This is a genomic window from Oligoflexus sp. (assembly GCF_035638955.1).
Classification (GTDB): Bacteria; Bdellovibrionota_B; Oligoflexia; order Oligoflexales; family Oligoflexaceae; genus Oligoflexus.
In genome coordinates this window covers 1-21,127 of the sequence record NZ_DASQYZ010000316.1, presented here as the reverse complement: position 1 = coordinate 21,127, position 21,127 = coordinate 1, and the positions used below count along the sequence as shown (strand labels likewise).

The window sequence follows — 21,127 nt, the reverse complement described above, 5'->3', positions numbered from 1 at the left end:
GAAACAACTGACCGACAAGTGGATCTATATGGGCGACGCTCATGACACAGGACGTGCCTATGCGCGTGCCCACATCGTGATTCCCGGAAATCCTCTCTATCTGCAGAGCTTTGACGACTACGTAGCGAAGTAAGCAAGGGTCGTGGTTTTCGGCCATGCCAGGATCGAGCCCGGAGTCTCCTGCCAAGAGCCGGGTGACCGGAAATCTTCCCAACGACAGCCCCGAATGGTTCCCACCATCCTGGGGCAACCGGGTTTAGAAGCCGCTACATCTTAGGTACATGAGGAAACATTATAAGGGTGGGTATGTGGTCATGCTGTTGGATAGGGATTCTTAATGAGGCAACCTGGAAAAATGGCAACTACGTTGTCTACCGCTTCTCGGCATGAGAGCTGACTCCTTGGATCTTTTAAGTTCCTTTGAAACTGGTCTTGAGCGGACTTTGAAAATCGTTTGGACTGGAAGCGTTCACACGCCGCCCCAAGGGGATAGTATTCCTAAGGGCAAATCTTTTCGGCGAGGGCTGGCTATCGGCACTTCTACGTGGATCTGCTTGAACTCACCAGAGCCGAAATCGCCTTGAATGCAACAATAAACGAGTGGTTCAAATCCCGCCTCGAACTGAAAGTTTTGATGACTCGTTTCAGAAGGCGGTTCACATCCCCTCGCTTTCGAGATTTCCTTCATAAACTTCAAAACCCAACCCAAACAAAAAACCCCAAACAGCTCTCGCCATTCAGGGTCTTTTTTATAAGCTTTGCAATCAGGTTCAACGAAAATTTATTTCCGTATAAACCCAATAATATCAATTTCTTATTTCGAGTAAAATTCGATAACATGCTCGATTTGTATCCTCTGCCAGAATTAATTGAATTGAAATTTCTCGCCAATTAATTTTTCGGGGTATTGTTTTAAAAATAGAAAATATAGATTTTGTTATAATTCCGGCAACATACTCAAATAATGTCATATTACAAAATAAGAATTATTTATTGACGGGATTTAAGCGGTGGATTTAATGGAGTCGAAAAAATGAAGTACGGATTCGGTCGTAAGCAAATGTCTTTAGCCATTGGCAAGAAGAGTAAGTAGCCGAGGGCCCGGCGCTTCCTATCGAAACTGTGCATGCGATTTGAATGCATTCGTGAATCTCCTCAGAATTATTCTCCATCCAACCCACTCTGATCAATCGCGGCGAATTTTTTTCCATCAAATCTGAACATGAAGGCCTGCTCAGGACCACGCAGGTAAGCTTTTAACACTTCATGTTCCGCACATATCAAGCTGCGGCAAAACCACATCTCCTACTCAAGCGATCCTAAAAACTTCGAACCGGCATTCAATTGCCTGTCGCTTTTTTCTGCTTCGTGCAAAGTCTATTATTCACTGTGTAAAAGAAAACGCGCGTCTAAAGACAGCTTTGCTCGTGAACCCCCACGATCAGCAATTCTGTTTGTGCCGTTTCATCACACTTGAATAATAATTGCCAGCAGAGCATTTGATTTCATGTGGATGGCGTCAATGACGTTGATCGCGAAGCCCTGGTCGAGTATTTCGCCGCTTTGCGACAGAAATATAAGATCACAGCCCCGAAGAACGTTCTGAATGACCGTCCCTTCCAGCCTGGAGGCCGGTTCCGCGACCTTCACAACCAAAAGTGGCTTTTTCCAGTACGCTTCCTCTTCACGACCAAAGTCGCCATCCAATTCCGCTCAAGTCTTCAAGGCGAGCATAGGGCACAGATTTAAGAACTATAGTGATATTAACGTTGGTATTATTTGAAATGACCTTCGCATAGCGGATAGTTGCTCGCCAGCCCATACTTGGAATTTCGCGCGACTCGCCGATAGGATATCAGGATTTCTGCGTGAGAAATAGCAATGCTTCTATTTCATAAACTTTGGATCATAATCCTTTTATTCTGCTCGCTTGGAAAGCAAGCGGCAGCTCAGCCTATCGGCCGCGTTGACCTATCGTTGGCGGATTTGAAACAAAACTTTTCACTCGCACTCAATGAGAACATCTGGCGAATTGAACCGAAGCCTACGGATTCAACGGAGAAAGATGCTTTTCTTGAAAAAGGAACCCACCCCACACAGTTTCTCACGGCGGCGCATATCAGCCCTGGCACAGACGTGGCGATCTTCCAGGCTACCCTTCACCTGGATCATAGAGCGGAACTTTCCATCATGATTCCGGAGTATCCTTTCTATGAACTTTACCTGGGTGAAAGACTCCTGGTGAAACATGGCGAGCCTCCGAACCACCCCCAACGGCTCTATCGCGAGGTTTACCTGGGCGAGGGCACTGTCTTTCCACTGAAGTTCAAGGTTCAACGACATGATGATTTATGGGCTCCCTACACGCTTTTTAGAGTCGGTCTATCACAGCGCATCAGCCAAAGCCAAAAAATGACGGAATTCTACGGTGCCTTCTTTCTGGGTTTGATTGTGATCACCACACTCTATCATCTGGCCCTCGCCCTGATCATTCCACAGAATAAGCAGTCCTTCTATTTTGCACTGTTCCTCTTGGGAGTTGGCCTGAGGGCAAGTCTCAGCGATTCTCATCAAATATTGATAAGGATCCATCCCCACTTCTCCTGGGAATGGAGTTGGAAGCTTGGCTTCATCGGTTACTTCGCATCCCTGGCAGCATTCCTCTCCTTCGTCGAAGCTCTTTTCCCCCAGACGGTTCCCAAATATGCGCGGCGTCTGGTCTGGAGAGCTGCCATTCTCATGATCCTTTTAACTTTGATCACCAAGGTGAATGTTTACTCCGTTGCAACGAACTATTTTCATCTTCTGACTTTCTTCACCATGGGCATCAGCCTGAGGAGTTTTGCCCGCGCATGGCGATTGTCGATGCCCGGAGTCAAACCTTTCATCGCCACAGTCGTCGTGATGACGGCCGCTGTTATCAATGATGTCTTGATCATCACTTTCATGCTGCAAAGCCAGCCTCTGCTCGACATCGCGATTATGGTTTCCATCTTTTCCCAGACCGTGATCATCTCATATAACTATGCGAATTCATTTCGCGACATCGTTCATGTGCATAAACAGCTACAAAAGATCGTGTACAAACATGTCGTCACACAGATTGCGCAGGGCAGGAACCTGGAAGAAACCATGCCCGTAGGCAACCAGGAAGCGGTGGTGCTATCCTTTGATGTGATCGGTTCCTCCCACATCAAACATCCCCAATTCAACCGTGCGTTGGAACGCCTTATGGCCGCCTGCCAGGAGATTCTGCACGAAGGCTATGATCCTTTCACGGTTTCAGCCCGTGGCTATCGTATCAAGGAAATGGGTGACGGTCTTCTGGCTTCCATTGGTTTTCCCCTCGCCAATCCTGACCGCGAAAGCCATGCGGATACTGCAGTTGAAACGGCGATTCGCTTCTGCGACGTCTTTCGTGCCGAGATGGAAAAACTGCAGTACGCCGCCCCACTTTACTGCTCAGTCGGCATAACGCAGGGACGAATCGAGGGATTTTTTCCGAAAAGTGGTATTAAACAATATGATATTCGCGGTCGCCCTTTAATCCTGGCGACGCGCTATGAAAGCATGCGCAATATCGTGTTCAAGGTTACAGGTGAAGCCTCCAGTCTGATTTTCATTCAGGATGAGGTGTACCAGGGTCTGTCACCGAGCATGCAGCACGATTTTGAACGCTGGGACTGCCTGCAAAAGGGCCATCGAATTCGCGATGACGTTAACGCTGTCCAGGCCTGGTATTGCCGCAGGCCCGGAGCGGCTGCTTCGGGAACTCAAGGTTCCACCATCACGCCCAGCGATTCCATTGGACCGGGCCCTCGCGCGGTGTCCTGAGAGAGAAAGCCATTGCCGTTCATGCCGATAAACTCTTTGAAAAAGTTGTTTTCAGCGTCAGGGTCGCTCCCATGCGCCGCCCCCAACAACCCTCATAAAATTCTTCCAAGCGTCCTGATTTGTAATTCCCGTCTGTAACAGTTAAGGTTAGTCCTGTGAGCACAAGCGCAGGGGCCGCTCAAAACTGGTTTGAAAGCATCAAGGATTCTGTGGAGCGTTTCAAGCATTTGCGTGTGACTCATCTGACCTGTGCGGACGAAGCGGGTGGTCGACCGCCTTGTTGATCGTTCCATGAAGCTGACCTGCATGATAGACGAGCAGCAGGTGATGCTCACCGATGACAGGAACACTGTTACGATTGAGGTGAAAGTTTTAAAGGATGTTCGTATCTAGATCTGCGCTACGACCATTTAACAATGCGGATTTAATAAAAGATGTTAGTTGGATTATGATAGACGAGTAATTGGCGGTGCTCTGGGTCGAAGGACATCGTAACGACAAGTCCCCCTTCATATTTTTGGTAGCAGTATTTGAGATCTCTGACTGGCGAAAAGCTGCTGATATCAGACCAGGAATTTCCTGCCTGCTCGCATTCACGGCGCGCTATCTCCTGATAGATACTTTTGTTCGCAGGGAAAAGGTACATTCTCGAATAGAGAGGAAGAGTCGGGTCCCCGTATGATGACGTTGATTTTTCTGCTGAATCACAGCGACCATCAGTAAAATTCTCGAAAATAGGTTGGAAAACAAGAGGAGGTGTCGCAATATAGGGCGAATACCGCACGCTGCAGTTGTCTGCAGCGTTCTCCTTTTTCAGCTCAACTTCATAGGTTTCATTTTGTATAAAGGCCGCGGAGCAGCTCAGGCTGACTTCCCCATGTTTGGGTCGGATATCATTCCAACAGCGTGTTTCCACCCTTCCCCATTTGGCCGCAAAGTTCATGCTGATCCGTATATCCAAAATATCCTTGATGATCACGTTTGATGGACCGAAAGGCTTTGCGGACAGGGCTGCGATCAGCAGGCATGCTGATCGCATGCGTCTCAAGATGTAACAATGCCAATTGATTGCCCAGGACAAAAACAAGGCTTTTGCTGTCTGGAGTAAGCACGAGGTCATTCTTCATGCTCACCATATTCGGTATATTGGGCGTGACATTCAGGAGATGGAAATCCTTTCCATCAAAGTCTATAAAAGCATAGGCGCCGTAAAAGGCTCGGAGCAGAACAACTATTTTCTCATGACCGCTCGAATCCAAAGTGTTGACCAAGCCAGCAATAAAAAGTTCATTGGGATTGGCAATTTTTTGCAGGATCTCCGTGGGTATGCTCCGCACGTGGGCTGGCACGATCGCAGGCGTTTCGCTGTTGGACCAATCATGGAGAGGGACCTCGGCAAGTCCGTAGCTCTCCTGGTCCAAATCATAAGTTACATACCACAGGCTCCGAGCAGTGCCCTGCGTGCTGAAACCAAGCGCAGGATAGCGTTCATTGGAAGCGGAGTATGGTCCGGGACTGCCATGATCCTCAATCAATATCGGTTTTGACCAGCCGTACTGTTCTCGCAATTTAACAGACAAGGCTGGAAAGCGGCTGTTGTCTTCCAGGTCTAATCGACCCGTGAACTTCAAAAAATTGCCAAACGCATCATTTAAAAAATAATGCCGGCCACTGTTGGACGGAATACGCGTATTATTGTCCTGACTCCACATGCCCCAGGCCTGAGGATGCATCCAAAAGCTGACTTGAGCCATGCTTTCGTGCCCTGATTGGTCCCGGCCTTTGACACGAAAGATCACCTGTGAATGAAACAGGTTTGATTCGGAGTTTCTTTTAAAGGAGAAGCGGGCTTTGGGGTCGCAGGGAGTCCAGGACTCCATGCTTTGCCCCTGGCACCGTTGGCTTTCACAGATAGCTTCCGAGCTGCCTCGAGTCGCCCCAGCCCCATCCACCACGGCGACGCTGCACTCCAGACTCTCGATCAGCTTTGACTTCATCATAAATCCTGCGGCAACGGCGTCATCAACCGCAGAAATATCGACTTCGTAAGTGGCTTCAGGTTCTTTCGACCAATTCAGACCTTTTTGCAGATGGGGATTATTCCAGGCAACCGATAAAACTGGATCCGTCTGGTCCCGATAAAACGCTTCGCTGACAAGGGTCGACCGATTGCCGGCCTGGTCTTCACTATACGAGTACAGCGTAAAAACCCCGGAAGCGGGCGCATTGATATAGTCCCCGGCCTTTATGTAAGCATTCAAATTGTCACACTCGGCGCGATCGGCTCGGCTGATGCAGTAGAAGGCCTGACCAGCCGACGGGGACGGCAGCAGGGCTAAAGGCAAGAGGCCGTCTGAAACTGCTACATGAAGGAGCGTGTGAGCCTCTAGTGCCGTTTGATCGAGTTCGACCTGACAGCTTGTTTCCGAGCTGACAACCAAACCGGCAATCGTGGTCAACTCGAGCTGGACGGTATATGCCCCATCAGGCCAGGCAATCGGAGCCAGCATGAGGCTGGGCTGATTCAAAAACTGAAGAACAGGCACTGTCAAGCGTTGGACCGAAGTCTCTCCACGGCGTTGCGAGACCAGAGTCATCGACTCGATCTGCCAAAAGTCGGCTGTCTGCCCTTGCTTCCATGTCAGACCAAGTCCAAGTTCAGCAAGGCTTCTGACATCCTGCTTGCTGCAACTGATCTGATAGTGGAGTTCGGTGAGTGACTTGAGCAGGATGGGTGTCGGTTGTTCCAGACTTCCCTGAGTTTGCTGCGGGAGGACGCCCTGGCGGCCATCGCTCGTCACGATTTTGAGCGCCCCTTCGCTATTGGGGGCGAGTATACAGCCGTGACGCGATACGGCAAGGTCCGTGGTTTTCTGATCTGTGACCCATTTTGCGGAAACCATGTCTTCGGTCACAGGTTCACCTGTCGCGCTGAACACCTGAACCAGACCCTTGGCAGATTGATAGGCATCCGGGTTCATCTCGCCACATGCGAAGACCGCTTGATTGTACCGGGCTGGTATTCGGCCGCAGCCGGCAACTATCAAGACCGCAACGAACGCTATAACAATCTGATATTGCATTACATTCTCTGCGAGAGGTGTCGCTGAAGGCCCGATTATAGCCAGCAGCGGCAGGGAAACAATATAAAAATGACTTAGCTAAAAAGTTTAGTGATTTGACTTAACCCGTGTTGCCGTTCCCGGGCCGGTCTGATGATGAAACAAACGGTCCCACTTCCTGGACTTTTTTGTCCCGTATCCAGCGGCAATGCCCCCCGTGGAGCTGCGGAAACCTTCAAATTACAGATGATTTATCTCTGGCAGGTATCTTGCTTTGGGCTTATCACATAACAAATAGGAAAGGATATAGGCTCCATGAACAGGAATCTTTTCGCTCTCGCTCTCATCTCCACCCTTGGCGTCACCGTGCTCCCAGGCTGTGGCAAGGACAACGATTCAAAAAAAACGGCCAGTCCTGCTGCCAGCAATGACCAACAAAATTTACGGCAGGACATACTTGGCGACTGGACCATGGCGAATCTGGAGGAACCCTTGGAAGGACTCTATACCGGCGTCTCTGGAAAAGAAATTCGGTTTGAGTTTGTCCCTCTGTTTCGTTTTAACCGGGGAACCTTCGCTCACATCATCCGTTGCAATTATTCTGTGGATGGCGTCACCCAAACTCTGGAAGCTGTGACCGAGCGGACAATCGCCGATGAAGGTCATGTTTTCAACGTGACAGAAGGGGGCAGCAAAACCACAGTCGCTACAATCAATGGGGAAATTTTGAGCTGCGGTACTTCCGAGCTCAAGACCGGGTCTTATACCCTTTACTTTCATCGGTGAAAATCTCCTGGTGGAAACTCCCGGGACGAGCAACTATCTGCTCAAACGCTATGGCAGCCAGCATTGAGGCAGATCCTTAAGATCGCTGTTCAGGTCACATAGCAGGACTTTTTTGTTCCGCCGGCATGATGATCAAGGCCGCTTTCATCTCACGACGAAACAGCAGGAGATGACTCAGGACAGTATTCTGCGCTATTTGCATCTCCTCGGCGATTTCACGGGTGGTTTTATTTTCAATATAATAAAGGCGGGCCACGACCCCACGTGGAACCTTTTTATAAGTTTCCAGGAGGCGTCGTAAGAGAGCAAGGTTGTTCTCGAGCTCAAGGTCCGCAATGCCAGATTCTGGATCAAACCACAGTCCCAACTCATAATGGTCCAGCTCACCGTCCTCTGTGGCATCGATTGGCTCTTGCTTCGTATATTCCTTCGATCGGAAGATATTCAAACTGTTGTTGCGAGCGATGGTCGCGATCCAGCCTTTAACGGACTGCGTATCCCTTAAATTCGGAAGCTTTTCGAATGCCTGCAGGAAAGTCTGCTGGGCAATATCATCAGCCGTGCCGTTATAGATGCGAAAGCTCGAGATGATCCTGCGGACTGTTTGAATATTGCTGTAGTAAATATCCTCAAAGTTGGATGACATGTTCACGGTGTGGCCTCCGTCCCAAGGATAGGCCACTGCACCTGACGCATCCACAGCCAATCTTCGTGCTTTCTGACCTTATGACTCTATTACCCGGCATGGAAGCTGAACCCAGCCAAGGCCAAACAATGGGTGGTGAAAACCGTTCTGCGGCATCACCATGGACTTCTGGGGAGGTGGCCGACGCATGATCTTCTGCTGGTGGAAACCGAAGAGTACGAACCGGTGAACGTGGCCGGCCTTGTGATCATCAATCGACCGCAGCAGGCTCTGATGCGGCATCTGCAGGAAGGCCTCCTGAATTGGAAAATCTGGCAGCTGACCATGGCCCTGGCCGAACAATGGTTTGGTTATCAGGTACAGGTCGGCCGCTTGCAGGATGTGTGGCTCACCCAGAGTCTGGCAGACAGCCTTAGTCTCTTGTTTCTTAAGGACTCAGAAGAATACGATAACCTTTTTACCGGTGATGATGACAACGAAGCCTGGTCCCAGCTGAATTTTTCCCAGGTTCAGGACCTGATTGCCGCGACGCTCAGCCTGATGCAATCCCATAATGCGCTGCTCGGCCATAATCAGAAATCCATGCTGGATAGAGGATATAAGACAACGCGAGTTCAAACGGTGACGGAAGGCAGTTCGGACCCGGACAGCGAAACAACAGTTAGACCGACCAGCGCTCTCGCTGCGGATCCGGCTCTGAGTATAAGCGAAGCTGAAGCATCCCTGGCGGTCGCCCAAAAAGATCTGTGGGTGAAGAAAATCGTGCAAGAGGCGACTTCCGCCGAAGTGCATCACACCCCGGAAACCATTATCGATGCAGCTGCTTGACTCGCCGACGTGATGGATATGGAAACCATGCATCCCGAACGAAGTTGTGAATTTCAAGCTTTCTATAAAGATTGCGCACTGGACGAAGAAGTCACCACGGTCACCCGAGCTCAATGACTCAAACAGTATTTCGATTCAAGTCATGCGGCGACTATTGTGGAAACCCAGCTCCTGAGTGAGCTGCCGGCTGCCGTTGTGCTTCTTTACCGCAGCCTTTGACAGCTCGCGCTTTTTCAAAGGGCCCGGCTCCCGCTACCGATCAAAGCGGACTCAAGCCACGATAGAGTTCGATTTCCAAACCGCCCAAAGTCCAACCCGCGCCTGTTCCCCAGGATCCAAAGTTAATCCCCGAAATTTCAAAAGTCTGGCTCGGCTGACCCCACTGGGCCACAGGCATATCATCATTCCACCATTCGGTCCAAACTGTGAATGAACCGGGTTTAGTATCCCGACGTCCAAGATTGGAATAGCAGGGCAGCGTAATCACTTTGCCAACTGTTTGCATGCTGCCGGCAATAAGATTCTGCCGGCGCAAAGCAAAGCAAGGCGACCAATGGCTGCTGGAATTCAGGGAAAAAGTTAGACGCGCATAGACCTTGCCGCCCTGCGAAGGAGCTGGATAAGTCCAGGTATCGGACCCGGCATTCCAATCCCAATTGTTTTCGGAAAGTACGGCTTGGGTCGCAAACTTGATAGTGGCGGTGTCGCGCCCCCCTTCCGAAGGGATAGCCAAAGGCGTGCTATACACGTACAAGGATTTCTTGAAAGCGATGGGGTGTATGCTGTCCGCAACTTCATCCACATGGGTGAGCTCGATCAATCTTTTGCGCAAAGCGATCAGCTGGCCTTGTTGAATGGCCATGATGGTGTCGGCTTTGCTGGGAACTGGTTCCGCATGAGCAACCAGATTTAAACTGAGGAGACCGCTGACTATCAAAAATCGATTGGGCATAGGAAATCGCTCCTTGGGACTACATGGAAAAATAGCTGGTGAAAACGATCTCCCACCGTTCCCAAGAAAGACGAGGGATAGGCTTAATTGCTGCTTATTGATTATCTCTTGCGCGAGAGAAGAGAGCAGCGGAGTTGGCATTATAGGCCAATGAGCAGCGGAGCCGACCGAGCAACGACGTATCTTTACTTTTGCGACAATCAATAACAGCTTGGCCAGGACCAGGCGTAGACTAGCGCCTCGCCTCATGGAATCTGAGGCTTCGTTGTTCATCTTCACTCTGCGTGCTCATTAATACTCACCAACTCCGTGCGCCTCGTTCGAGACGCCTTGCCTCAGATCCTATGGAACAAGGCATTAGGAGGGTATATTGCTCAGGATGACATCATCCTCGGTATCGAATTTACCGTCAGGTCCTTGGGATTGGAGCTGAAAACCATAGCTATCAGTCGTTTTGTATTTGATGTCCTGGCCCCAGGAATCTTTGAGGAATTTCTCGTCGGTATAAGGTCCTCGCCACATCCGAACTCCTTCCGGAGCATGAAATAAAGCATCCAGACCGACCTCCGCAGTGGGGTAGTTGTAGTTGTGAAGCTTATACTGCTGAATCCCTTCGGCCAACTGCTCCAGAATCTTCCGGGTACCTTCCACTTGCTTTTGCGCCGACGAATTCATATAGAATTTGCCAAACAACGCGGCCGCAACAATTCCTAACAATCCCAAGATAACAACGAGCCGAGTCCGCATAGCACTTTATTCCTTTGCTTGAGAAACTTTATCCCAGCGGCTTGGCAGCTGCGAAGCCGAATCCTGAAAACTTCCAAGAGATGGTTCGGCGAAGGGATTCGATGATGCCCAGAGGCCCACCGAATCCCCTTGGATACGATCAATGTTTGGTCAAATCAATCTGGGCTGATTCCGTCAAGGGGTAGCCGTAGCGATCGTACTTCACAGTCAATTGCTTGGCATCCTTGGACCATGTGTAATAGCTGTTGAGGATCACAGTCCTTTCCTTTTCTTCACCGGCTTTGAAAACCAAGAGGTCTTCATCAGTCGCCCCCAGAAGCTTGACCATCTTCCCCGTGTAATCGGCGATATGACCCAATTCGTCCTTGATTTGGAAATAGTCATTGCTCAAACCGTCATCGAACAGATCCCAATTCGGAACCGACACCGCGTGACCGGCAGTATTCTTGAACCGAACTTGAGCCTTGAGCTGGTCATTTTCCAAGCTGAGTTGCAAGGTCACCAAAATCTTCTTGGTATCCACAGTTGGTTTACCCTTCTTGGCCATCGCTGGCGGCACCAATCCAGCCAAGAACACTGTCAGACACAGCAGCAATTTCTTCATGAGCATAGCAATACATCCTTAGGGTTTGGCAGTTGTTTCATAGAGATATTCAACGTTGTCGGCATTCTTCCGGGCCTTGGCAGGATCATCCTTCGCCAGATCCTCGGCCCCTTCCGCACCATACACATGGTCGCGGGCGCCCATGGTGGATTCATAGTGAGAACCTTCATGCACCAAAGTCCCAGCCTTCGAATCTATACCTTTGTCCGGAGCATTGAAGAATTTATTAGCCAAGTACATCTTGTCATTCTTATCCCTATATACATAAGCAAAGGTATTTGGTTTGGCTGGAGCGGAATCAAATGCGAAATTCTCCCTTTTCATACCTGCGAGCTGATGCTGGATCTTCCACAAACCAAACGACAGATCCTTCAACTCGGCTGCATTATACATACCAGTTTTCGCGTCTGGTTTGATCCCCATATATTTTTCCAAGCCATTTTTCACTTCGACGGGCAAAGCCACCTCAGGGAATTGCTTGTCCAGGGATGCGACCAGATTCTTCAAGTTAGCCACGGCCACATCTCTTGCCTGACTGACGGTATTCCACTGGGCATCGGTCAACTCCTGGATGGCAAAGCCAGTTGGATCGATATACTTCATGGGATTATTGGCGGCGTAAGAGTAGAGATTGCATTCAATCGGACTCTTGACGCACTTTTCCGGCTGATCCATGAACATCGGGTCAGCGCTTACGAAGCGACCAGCCATGGGATCATAGTAGCGAGCCCCAAAATAGTACAGACCCGTGTCGTCATCGAGATAATGCGAAGTGAAACGATTGTGGGTGCGCTCTTTCGGCAAGATCGACTGATTCTGCGCGCGATGTTGCTCCCACTGTGGTCCTTGGCTCAGTTTGTTGAGCTCAGGTTCCGAGCCATAGGCGCGGTAGATCATTTGCTCAACAGGACTGCCGTTTTCATGCATTGTGAAGTCGGTCGAACCGAGATGATCCAGCAGATAGTAGTACCACTGACCCGCGGTCAGAGCGTCCGCAGCGTGATCGATGCGAGCGAGGCGACGATTGCCTATGAACACGAAACTCTGGGCGCCGGTGGATTCGATCACAGCTGTTTTGGAGGGGAACAGACTATCGGCGAGCTTCATGCTGCCCAAGTCTTTCACTCGTTTGTAGGCGCGTTGACCTTCGGTATCATAGCCATAGAAAAGTTCCTGGGTATCGGTCTTCATGTAGACGAGCTGACCCATGCCGTTGAACTTGGAGGCGACGATGCCGCGACGCTTCTGCAGATCTTGCAAAGGATCCAGGCTCGCCACGCGACCGCTGAAATTGCGGCTCTGCAGTTGGCCCATGGCATTGAATTCATATTTCAATTCATCACTGCTGGGTGGCAAGAGTTTGCTGCCCGCAGCCGCAACCAGGTGCTGGCCAAGTTCAGTATTCTGAGTGAAATTTCCCGCCAAATCGTAATTGTAGGTATGGACTTCGCCGTAACGTTCGGAACGAATCAATTCGTCGCGCTCGTTGTATTCGTATCTCGCCGAACGATCGACAGCGCCTTGGCTGGTCTGCGCAGGAACACTGTCGATGATTTCGGTAACCGAACCGTTGCCGTTGAAGGCCAAAGACGCATTCTGCAGGAATTCCGTCTGACCATTGGGGCGTTTGAAGCTGCTTTGAATCTGGCTGATTTGCAGAGTTTTCTCATCAAACGCCAGACTGGTCATGGACCCTTTCCGGTACAGGATCTGCTCGGCTTGGCCAGCGGCGTTGTAACTCACCTTGTCGATGATGGTTTCCCGCAGATTGCGTTGCCAAGGAAGAGCCATTTCCAGATGGGTGAAGCGCAAGGTCGGCGACAGCTTATAGTAGGAACGAACGCCAAAGGGATCTTCGGATTCCTGCAAGGCGCCGTCCAAAGTGAAGCTGAACTTCTCATTGAGAGTCATGGCCTGAACGCCTTTGATATCGATCTGCCTCTGCACGACGCGACCGGCTAGGTCGTAGCTCATCACTTTGACTTGGTCATAGAGTTTGTTGGCATCCAAACTCTGGGCCGAGGTCTGCAGACCGATGGCCGAAGCTTGAGCTGCACTTTGATAAGCGACCGGGTAGGTATCATAAGTGTTTTTCACAGCCAAACGGCCGTCTTCATTCAGCTCCTGCAAACGACCCAGCACGTCGTAGAAATAAGTCAATTCCGAAGTCTTATGGCCAAGATTATCGAAATTCACCCGACTGGCTAACTGGCCCAATTGATCATAGGCAAAGCTCGAACACCCGACTTCAGGAGCACACTGCTGCAGCTTCCTGTTCAATCCATCGTAGACATAGCGGCGAGGCACGGTGCTGCCAGGCATCCAGATTTCGCTGAGATTGTTGTTCAAATCGTAGTTAAAGCGTGTGACGGCCGACCTTTCGTCGATCGTAGCAAAGACCTGCTTGTCGAATTTCACGAATTTCTTGATAACCGTACGTTCGCCATTGCCGCCGCCCAGATCATAGCGCGAGGTCAGCGAATGGCCCCAGGCTTCGAATTTGGCTTCTTCAACCCGTCCCGTCGGGAAAATCCTGCGGCTGGGTCTATCCATGCCATCGTAAGTCGTTTGCGTGAACACGCCTTTACCCGCGGATACGATCAAGCCGCTTTCGAATATACTGCGCAGCGAATTGGTTTCGTCTTTGAACGGCGAGTAGACGCGATCGACGTTTTTCTTCCTGTTATACTCTTCGTAGGACACGACCCGTACGCCGTTGCCGATTTCCAGGGGTTCGAGAACGGCCGTTTTCACGCCTGCTGGAGTGAAGGCTTCCAAAGATTCAACCCATTCGGTATCGCCAGCCGCGAGAGCCGTACTGCTTGCGAAGCGACGTGACTGTTTCAAAATGCGGGAGGGTTTGCCGCCTTCTGCAAAATGATAGGAATACAACTCCTGGTAGCCATCATCTCGCAGGTACTGGGTGCGACGACCGAAATTGTCATAAGAAAAGAAATGACAGACACCGCGTGGATCTTTGTAGCCACGAATCTGGCCTTCCTGAACCTGCAGGTCGGGGCTTCGGCTGCAACCGTCCATTGCATCATGGCCATAGTACATCTGAGTCTTGTGGCCCACGGCGTTGCGCTGCAGGATCGGAGTGGTGCCTGTGCTGTCATAGCCTACTGTTTCCAGTAGGACGGCATTCAAGCTTTGGGTGATAGGATTGCCGAAGTTGTCGTAACTGCTTTCGTAAGTTTTATCGGCGGTCGGTTTGTAAGACGGAATGCTCGGCAGATTTTCGACCTTGGCGGATTCCGTCTTGCGGATGAGCTGGCCAGTAGGACCATATTCATAGCTGATCAAGCCCGTTTTGATCTCACGCACGCCGTCGCTGACAAAGGATTCCTGCGATGAGGGCAAGCTGACGATATCCAGGGCAGCCAAATCCTGGCGGGATTTTTCGAAATTGGTGACGTTGCGCGAGGTGCGGGCTGGAATCGTGACTCCACCGGGTCCTTGCACTTCGCCGCGCGATTCCACATAGGTCTTGGCTATATTGAATTCATCAAAATCGGCCCAGGATTTGCGGAATTGAGCGCTTTGGCCATCGCTGCCAAAGGTGCTCTGGGTACTGTCCAGCTGGCGAACGAGATAGGATTCATCGCCTTCGTAGCCGGCCACGTAGGGCACGAGCTGCCAGGTGTTGTGCTCGCTCATAAGGATGGCGCCAAAATCAGCCAATGGCTGGGCTTTGGCATACTCCTTCATACTGTGAACGGTGATTTCCTTCAGCGAGAGATTGTGGGTGGACTCACTTTGCTCATTGAATTTCTCCGAAGGCGAAAATTCATGAACTCGCACGTCCCTCAAGCGTCCCGCGAGCCGGTAGTCACTTTCGAAGGTTTCGTGCTTGTAGGACGAACGCTGGGTCTGGTTTTTGATATCTTTGAATTCATCGCCATAGGTCAGGGTTTCGACGTTTTGAAAACCGACCAGTTTCTTGGCCTCCGTATTATAGACAGGATCATGGTAGAGCATTTCCTTGACTTCACGACCGTCCAGAAATTCGCCAGCCCGCAGGGGATCGGCTTCCGACGTGACGATTTGCTTCACGACGTAGAGTGGGAAAGGCAAGGCCTTGCTCGTCAATCCTTGGGTGCGATCACGGGTCAGCTCATCAATCGAGGCGGCGTAGCGCAGATCATAGCGCAGACCAGTGGCGTTATTGATAGTGGTCAAGAGGTTCGATTTGATCAATTGGCTGTTGCCCAGTCGGTTGAAATCGATGACGACAACTGGTTTCAGACCGGGAACACCGGGCTGAAAGATCACCAGTTCAGCTTGGCCGTCGCCGTCGATATCCGACACGCGGGTTTGGTCGCGACCGCTCTGCACATTGATCTGGGGTCGACCCACAGCATCCAGGGTGGAGAAGTGCAGAGGATTTTGCAGAAAATCGCCGTTACCGAAGCCCAACCAAACATTCATCTGGCTGTCGTCGGTGGTAAAGCTGACGAGATCCAGGATCCCGTCGCCATTGGCATCGAGGAACCAGACCCGGCGGCTCGCTGTTTGCAGATCGTGCGACAAGCCGTCGACAGCGATAAAGCGGCCGCTTTCGCAGTTCGATTGGGACAGGACATCGGTGCCTTCTTCGGCGAACAATTTTTCCGTTTCTTCACCATAGACATTGCCCTGGTTTTCATAAACGCAGAGGCCGCCGCGATCGGGACGGATGCGAACCAAGTCCTGCAATTGATCGCCATTGATATCCGCGAACAAAATCGAATCATTGGCTAAAAGGCTGTTCAAAGGTGCTTTGAAAGGCAGTTGTTGAGTGCTTTCCAGGAAGTAGTAATCGTAGGCGCCGTCGATTTTCGCGGTCTGGTTGATCAGGATTTTCCAAACCAGTTTATCGCTTTGGATTTCGGTTCCGATCAAATCGGTCAATCCATCGTTATTCAAGTCTATCCAACGCAGATTCCTGCTCCCGAACAGACTGGGATTGATCCAGGGAATATCGAGGGAATGCGCTGGGGCAAAGCCGCCGTCGGTAAGGCGCAAATAAACATGCATTTGGCCAGCGGCGATTTCCACGAGGTCAGTGGCTGAGTCGCCGTTCACATCGACGAAATGCCAAGCCGGCGATCCCAATTTAGGCTTGATTTTGACGCTATCTCTTTCGACAGTCCAGTTCACTGTTTGGGCGAAGCTGGTGTCGAGGTTATCGGTGCCTAGACCAACGCTGACGCTTTGATCGGTTTCCTTGATCAGATCGACGACAGCGTCCAAGTTGTAGTCGAACAGTTCGAAGTTGGTCGCCGTCGCAGCCTGGCCTAAAGCCTTGGCTGGGAATACGATATTCCTCTGCAGATCGCTTTCCTGCCAGTTGGAATAATCAAAGCTGAGCTTAGGAAAGGCATTCCTGGCTTCAAAACTGGTGCCGCTGCCGAAGCGATAAACGTAGCGCAATTGATCCAGGATATTGAGCGAACGGCTACTGGTTTGGCTGACGAGCGCTGCCATATCCTTTTTGGCTTCCACGCTGCAGTGCTCACCCGATCGAACCACAAAGGCATCGGATTGACTATCGCGTCCGAGGAAGGCAAGACAGAATTGCGATTGGATTTGCGCGCGGAAGACCGCGCTCACGCCGCCGTACAGCACTTGATTGACCTGCCGAAAGGCGGATCGATGCGAGACCAGAGACGGTCTGGTCTGAATGATTTCAAAATTATATTGGCTCTGGCCACCGGCGAAGCTCGCCTGCTTGAGGTAGCTGCGCTCGCCTTGTTTGACGTATCTGTAGAAAATTGCTTCGCCTTCAGGATTGACCTCAGCGACGATTGGCCAACGCACCACATGACTGTGGTTGGCGGGATCCATTTCCGCCGAGCCTGGATCTTCTGCATAGTAGCTTTTCCTGCCGTTGGAAGCCGTCACGACAAAGCCGCCGGGAAACGCATAGTTGAGTTTCTCGCCGTTCAGCCCAAGGTAGCTGACCTGCTTGGGGTCTTTTGAATACGCAATCTTAAAGAAGGTCGAAACACCTTCGACCGAATACTCGTAGGGCTTGCCGACAGCATTGCTGCCATGGGGGATGAGGCGCTGCCCATCCAAGGCCACATGCGAAATAAAATCTTCATTGTCGACTCGACGTTGTTTGAGAGCCGTCCCCAAATCATCATTGAAAGCAATCGCCGAACTCGAGATCGACCAACCGATACCGAGGCCCGATCCACCGTCTCCAGCATTCTGATTGTAGACAAAGGATAGAGATGGCTTCATGCCCCCTCGACTCGGCAAGGCCGGCAGAGGCACCGTGTAACTTGCACTGCCGCGGCTGGAAGAAAAATCAAAACTCGATTCGTCTTTCTGCACCGTCCCACCGCTGGCTGGTAATTTCACCAGTCCTTCGCGGGTAGCTGACTTATCTTCAGCGAATGAGGGCCAGGCAGCCGCCATGCTAAGAGCAAGTACAGACTTTTTGAATGTCTGCATAGCGATTTTCACTGGATACTCCTTCAGAATACTGGCTCTTTCATGGAATCGGAGCCGCTATGGGGCGTTGGAATCAGGGCATAGTCGATCGAACGACGGGGAGGTCTGCAACTTGCTGCAAAAAACTATGCTCAAATCAGCAGGCCCAAGCCAAAATGGGCGGTCTCGCTCCATAAAAAAAAGGATCGGAGACAAACTCCGATCCCAGACAGTTTTCGTTGAGATTTAAGCTCAGAAACCCAAATACTTTTGGATAGTTAACATTTCCTCCCGCGGCAAGGTCACCATGGGTTGGCCCAGCTGGGCCGCGAGCGAAAAGTGGCCGTTTGCGAGCAGCGCCGCCCATACCCCCCCCTGCATTTTTTCAGGATCAAAAAGACTGGGTGGTTCGGCGAATATTTCGTCGAGACCGGCCCAGGCCACCTGCGCTTTGGTTCCCAAGAGCGCCCGCAGAAGCCGCTGGATCGTTGCCGGCCATTGGGCAGCCGAGGGCCAGCGACTGACTTTGACGTCAAGCACGTGGACCGTCCACGAATCGCCGCTCAACTTCGTCGCCTGTTTGAATGTGAAGTCTTGAAGTCCCAAATCCGCTAAGGCTTGACTTGGATCTTCCAACTCGGCACCAGGGCCGTAAGCATAAAGTGTGATGCCATCGACTTCATCACCTCGCCAGAAAATTCCAAGAGACTCTTCGGTATTCTTATGAATTGTCAATGCAGACCCCAATTCTGGACCTGTTGCGAGGTCGCTTGGACCGCCGTCGCCACTTTCCCTTGATCGACCCCGCTTTTGTAGACCATGACGACAATATCTTTGCCATCCACGACACCGTAGAAGGCTTTAACGGGATTATTACCCCTCAGCACATGATCAAAGGTTTTGATCGGAGCTTCAAGAATTTTCGTACCCATCTCGGTAAATTTCTGGGCGGTGGCTTTGCTCCAGTTGGGCAGGATACCATCGTCGATCAAATGTCGGGATGCATGCTGCAGACGGTCCGGGGTGAAGGCGCTCTTAGCGACGCCAGCCGCATAACCGACCGCGGTATTGCAAGGCGTATTGTTATGCACCAGGATGCCGTGATTCGCCACGAAGTAGGTATGGAAATCCTGAACTTCGAAGTTGAATGTCTTCCCAAACCTACCGGTGAAGGCAAAGCTTATGATCCGGGCATTCTTGCCGTTCGACTGCACCAACTCCTGGCCAGCCTTGAGATCTTTCGAACGCACCCAACCCGCATCTTTGATGAAGATAGGATGGTCGTCGGTCACCGTGATGGTTTCAATCTGACCTTGGTCATCTGCGAAAGTGAGTTCATAGTAAGGACGCAATTCATAGTGGAAAGTCTGGGCGATAGCTTTGGCAGCCAGTTTTCCAGTTGCAACGTCTTGAGCCATGACCAGATCGCCGGCTTGCAAGGATTCGATCGGTTTCAAGCCATCCGGAGTCATAACCAGAGTCCCCGGCGCAAAACATCCGCAAGGAGTGGCTCGGAGCGCTCGACTGGCCGCGCTGCTCAAGCCTCGACTGACCGCAGCACCGGCACCACCGGCTAAACCACCGATCGCCATACTCGTGCCCAATTGCGTGCCGGAAAAGCTCTTCTGTTGATTGGATGCGAGATTGATGCCTTGCTGCACCACGTTGCCCGCACCCGCTGAAGCCGCGCCTACACCCGCGCCGATGGCCACCGCACTGACCGTTGATTGGGCCGCTAAACTTGCACCGCCTGTTGCAGCTGCCAAGGCTCCGGTCACCGTTCCGCCGGCAGCAGCCGCTGCCACTGTTTTCCAGTTGCTATTCGGGTTAAAGATCGCATCGGCTGCTCCGCCGATGACACCACCGACGACGGCGCCGATAACGATATGGGCCCATTTTCCAGTCGGGTCACTGTATTTCACTGGGTTGTTCGCTGCATAGCCATAGGCGTTGCATTCCAGAGGCCTCTCGATGCAGCTTTCCGGATTCTCGAGGAAAGCATCATCGGGACTGATAAAGCGGCCCAATTGTGGATCATAGTAACGGGAACCGTAGTAGTAGAGACCCGAATCATCATCCAGGTACTGGCCGGTGTAGCGATGATGCGTTCTTTCTTTCGGCATCATGCTCTGATGGGTATTTTGGTGATTTTTCCACACGATGCCTTGGGTCAGGAGGTTGATGTCGGGTTCCGTGCCATAGGCTCGGTAAATCATCTGTTCGACCGGAGTGCCATCCGAATTCATGGTGAAGTCGGTGGATCCCAAATGATCGAGGAGATAGTAAAACCATTGGCCTTTGCTGAAGGTATCCTGGGCATGCTCGATGCGCGCGATGCGACGGTCACCGATCAACACGAAGCTTTGTCCGCCCGTGGGTTCAACCGTAAAGGTCTTGGTCGGGAACAGGCTGTCAGCCGCAACATGGGTGCCGGTGGCGGCGATGCGTTTGTAGCTTCTCTGTCCATCGCTGTCGTAGCCGTAGTAAATCTCCTGGGTATCGGTCTTAAGGTAGACGAGTTGCCCCAAAGAGTTGAAGCGGGTATCGAGGATTTGCCGACGTTTCTGCAGATCCTGCAGAGGATCCTGACTGGCCACGGTTCCCATGAATTTACGCGATTTCAACTGACCTTGGGCATCAAATGTGTAGCGATGATCCACACTGCTGCGCGGCAACAAGGTATTGCCGGTGACAGGGGCCAGTTGCGAACCCAATTCGGTGTTCCTGGTGAAATTGCCGGCGCCGTCGTAGTCGAAGCTTTGGGTTTCACCATAGCGCTTGAATTCCACCAGCTCATCGCGATCGTTATAGGTGAACTTTGCGGAACGATCGATGGCGCCGTAACTGGTTTGAGCCGGGATAGTGTCGGTGATCTCGGTGATCGAACCATTGCCGTCGAAGGCGAGCGAAGCATACTGGAGGAACTCGCGCTGACCATCGGCTTTCTGGTAACTGCTTTCGATCTGGGTCAACAGCAATGTTTTGCTGTCATAGGCGAGGTTGGTGTAGGAACCTTTCCTGTAGGCGATTTGTTCCACCTGGCCTTTGGGACTGTACTTGACATTGTCGACGATGGTTTCGCGCGTGCCTCTCTGCCAAGGCAATTCCAATTCGAGGTGCGTGAAGCGCATGGTCGGCGACAATCTATAGAACGAACGAACCCCCTGCGGATCGACCGACTCTTGCAAAGCGCCATCCAGAGTATACACGAATTTCTCAATGAAACTCCTGGTTTGCGCTCCGCT

General features: G+C 51.4%; 14 protein-coding genes. 4 read left to right on the top strand and 10 right to left on the bottom strand.

Annotation, left to right across the window (positions count from 1 at the left end; translation table 11 throughout):
- Window positions 1-1,467: 1,467 nt before the first annotated feature.
- A complete protein-coding gene (locus tag VE954_RS28940; RefSeq protein WP_324959487.1) occupies window positions 1,468-1,707 on the bottom strand; it encodes a hypothetical protein in 240 nt (79 codons plus the stop codon).
- 174 nt (window positions 1,708-1,881) lie between these two features.
- Here VE954_RS28940 and VE954_RS28935 point away from each other — a divergent pair, with 174 nt between their 5' ends.
- Both VE954_RS28935 and VE954_RS28930 read left to right on the top strand, forming a co-directional pair.
- Entirely contained in the window at window positions 1,882-3,834 is a 1,953-nt protein-coding gene (locus tag VE954_RS28935) for a 7TM-DISM domain-containing protein (RefSeq protein ID WP_324959485.1), read from the top strand.
- Window positions 3,835-4,098: 264 nt separating this feature from the next.
- Window positions 4,099-4,227: a hypothetical protein gene (locus VE954_RS28930; RefSeq protein WP_324959483.1), complete on the top strand. Its 129-nt coding sequence runs from the start codon at window positions 4,099-4,101 to the stop codon at window positions 4,225-4,227.
- Between the two features lie 31 nt (window positions 4,228-4,258).
- Here the strand turns inward: VE954_RS28930 and VE954_RS28925 are convergent, their stop codons facing one another.
- Both VE954_RS28925 and VE954_RS28920 read right to left on the bottom strand, forming a co-directional pair.
- Entirely contained in the window at window positions 4,259-4,777 is a 519-nt protein-coding gene (locus tag VE954_RS28925; protein WP_324959481.1) for a hypothetical protein, read from the bottom strand.
- A complete protein-coding gene (locus VE954_RS28920; RefSeq protein ID WP_324959479.1) occupies window positions 4,728-6,917 on the bottom strand; it encodes a hypothetical protein in 2,190 nt (729 codons plus the stop codon). Before VE954_RS28920 ends, VE954_RS28925 begins: the two co-directional genes overlap by 50 nt.
- Window positions 6,918-7,211: 294 nt before the next feature.
- Here VE954_RS28920 and VE954_RS28915 point away from each other — a divergent pair, with 294 nt between their 5' ends.
- Window positions 7,212-7,682 carry a hypothetical protein gene (locus VE954_RS28915; RefSeq protein WP_324959477.1) on the top strand — a complete coding sequence of 157 codons (471 nt, stop codon included), beginning with the start codon at window positions 7,212-7,214 and terminating at the stop codon, window positions 7,680-7,682.
- A gap of 94 nt (window positions 7,683-7,776) precedes the next feature.
- On the opposite strand, the gene VE954_RS28910 is transcribed toward VE954_RS28915, so the two are convergent.
- Window positions 7,777-8,328, bottom strand: coding sequence for a sigma-70 family RNA polymerase sigma factor (locus VE954_RS28910; RefSeq protein WP_324959489.1), 552 nt, complete (start codon window positions 8,326-8,328; stop codon window positions 7,777-7,779).
- A 135-nt stretch (window positions 8,329-8,463) separates the two neighbouring features.
- Here VE954_RS28910 and VE954_RS28905 point away from each other — a divergent pair, with 135 nt between their 5' ends.
- Complete coding sequence (locus tag VE954_RS28905; RefSeq protein WP_324959475.1) at window positions 8,464-9,156, top strand: hypothetical protein; 693 nt, start codon at window positions 8,464-8,466, stop codon at window positions 9,154-9,156.
- Window positions 9,157-9,415: 259 nt separating this feature from the next.
- On the opposite strand, the gene VE954_RS28900 is transcribed toward VE954_RS28905, so the two are convergent.
- The 6 genes from VE954_RS28900 to VE954_RS28875 form a co-directional block, all read right to left on the bottom strand.
- Window positions 9,416-10,108, bottom strand: a complete 693-nt coding sequence (locus VE954_RS28900) for a hypothetical protein (protein ID WP_324959473.1) — start codon at window positions 10,106-10,108, stop codon at window positions 9,416-9,418.
- 357 nt (window positions 10,109-10,465) lie between these two features.
- Window positions 10,466-10,855 carry a type II secretion system protein GspG gene (locus VE954_RS28895; RefSeq protein ID WP_324959471.1) on the bottom strand — a complete coding sequence of 130 codons (390 nt, stop codon included), beginning with the start codon at window positions 10,853-10,855 and terminating at the stop codon, window positions 10,466-10,468.
- A gap of 139 nt (window positions 10,856-10,994) precedes the next feature.
- Window positions 10,995-11,465, bottom strand: coding sequence for a hypothetical protein (locus tag VE954_RS28890; protein ID WP_324959469.1), 471 nt, complete (start codon window positions 11,463-11,465; stop codon window positions 10,995-10,997).
- A gap of 12 nt (window positions 11,466-11,477) precedes the next feature.
- On the bottom strand, window positions 11,478-17,915 hold the full coding sequence (locus tag VE954_RS28885; RefSeq protein ID WP_324959467.1) for a M35 family metallo-endopeptidase: 6,438 nt from the start codon (window positions 17,913-17,915) through the stop codon (window positions 11,478-11,480).
- 219 nt (window positions 17,916-18,134) lie between these two features.
- A complete protein-coding gene (locus tag VE954_RS28880; RefSeq protein WP_324959465.1) occupies window positions 18,135-18,617 on the bottom strand; it encodes a hypothetical protein in 483 nt (160 codons plus the stop codon).
- Window positions 18,614-21,127: polymorphic toxin-type HINT domain-containing protein (locus VE954_RS28875; protein WP_324959463.1), on the bottom strand; the 2,514-nt coding region annotated here is incomplete at its 5' end. The genes VE954_RS28875 and VE954_RS28880, both read right to left, overlap by 4 nt.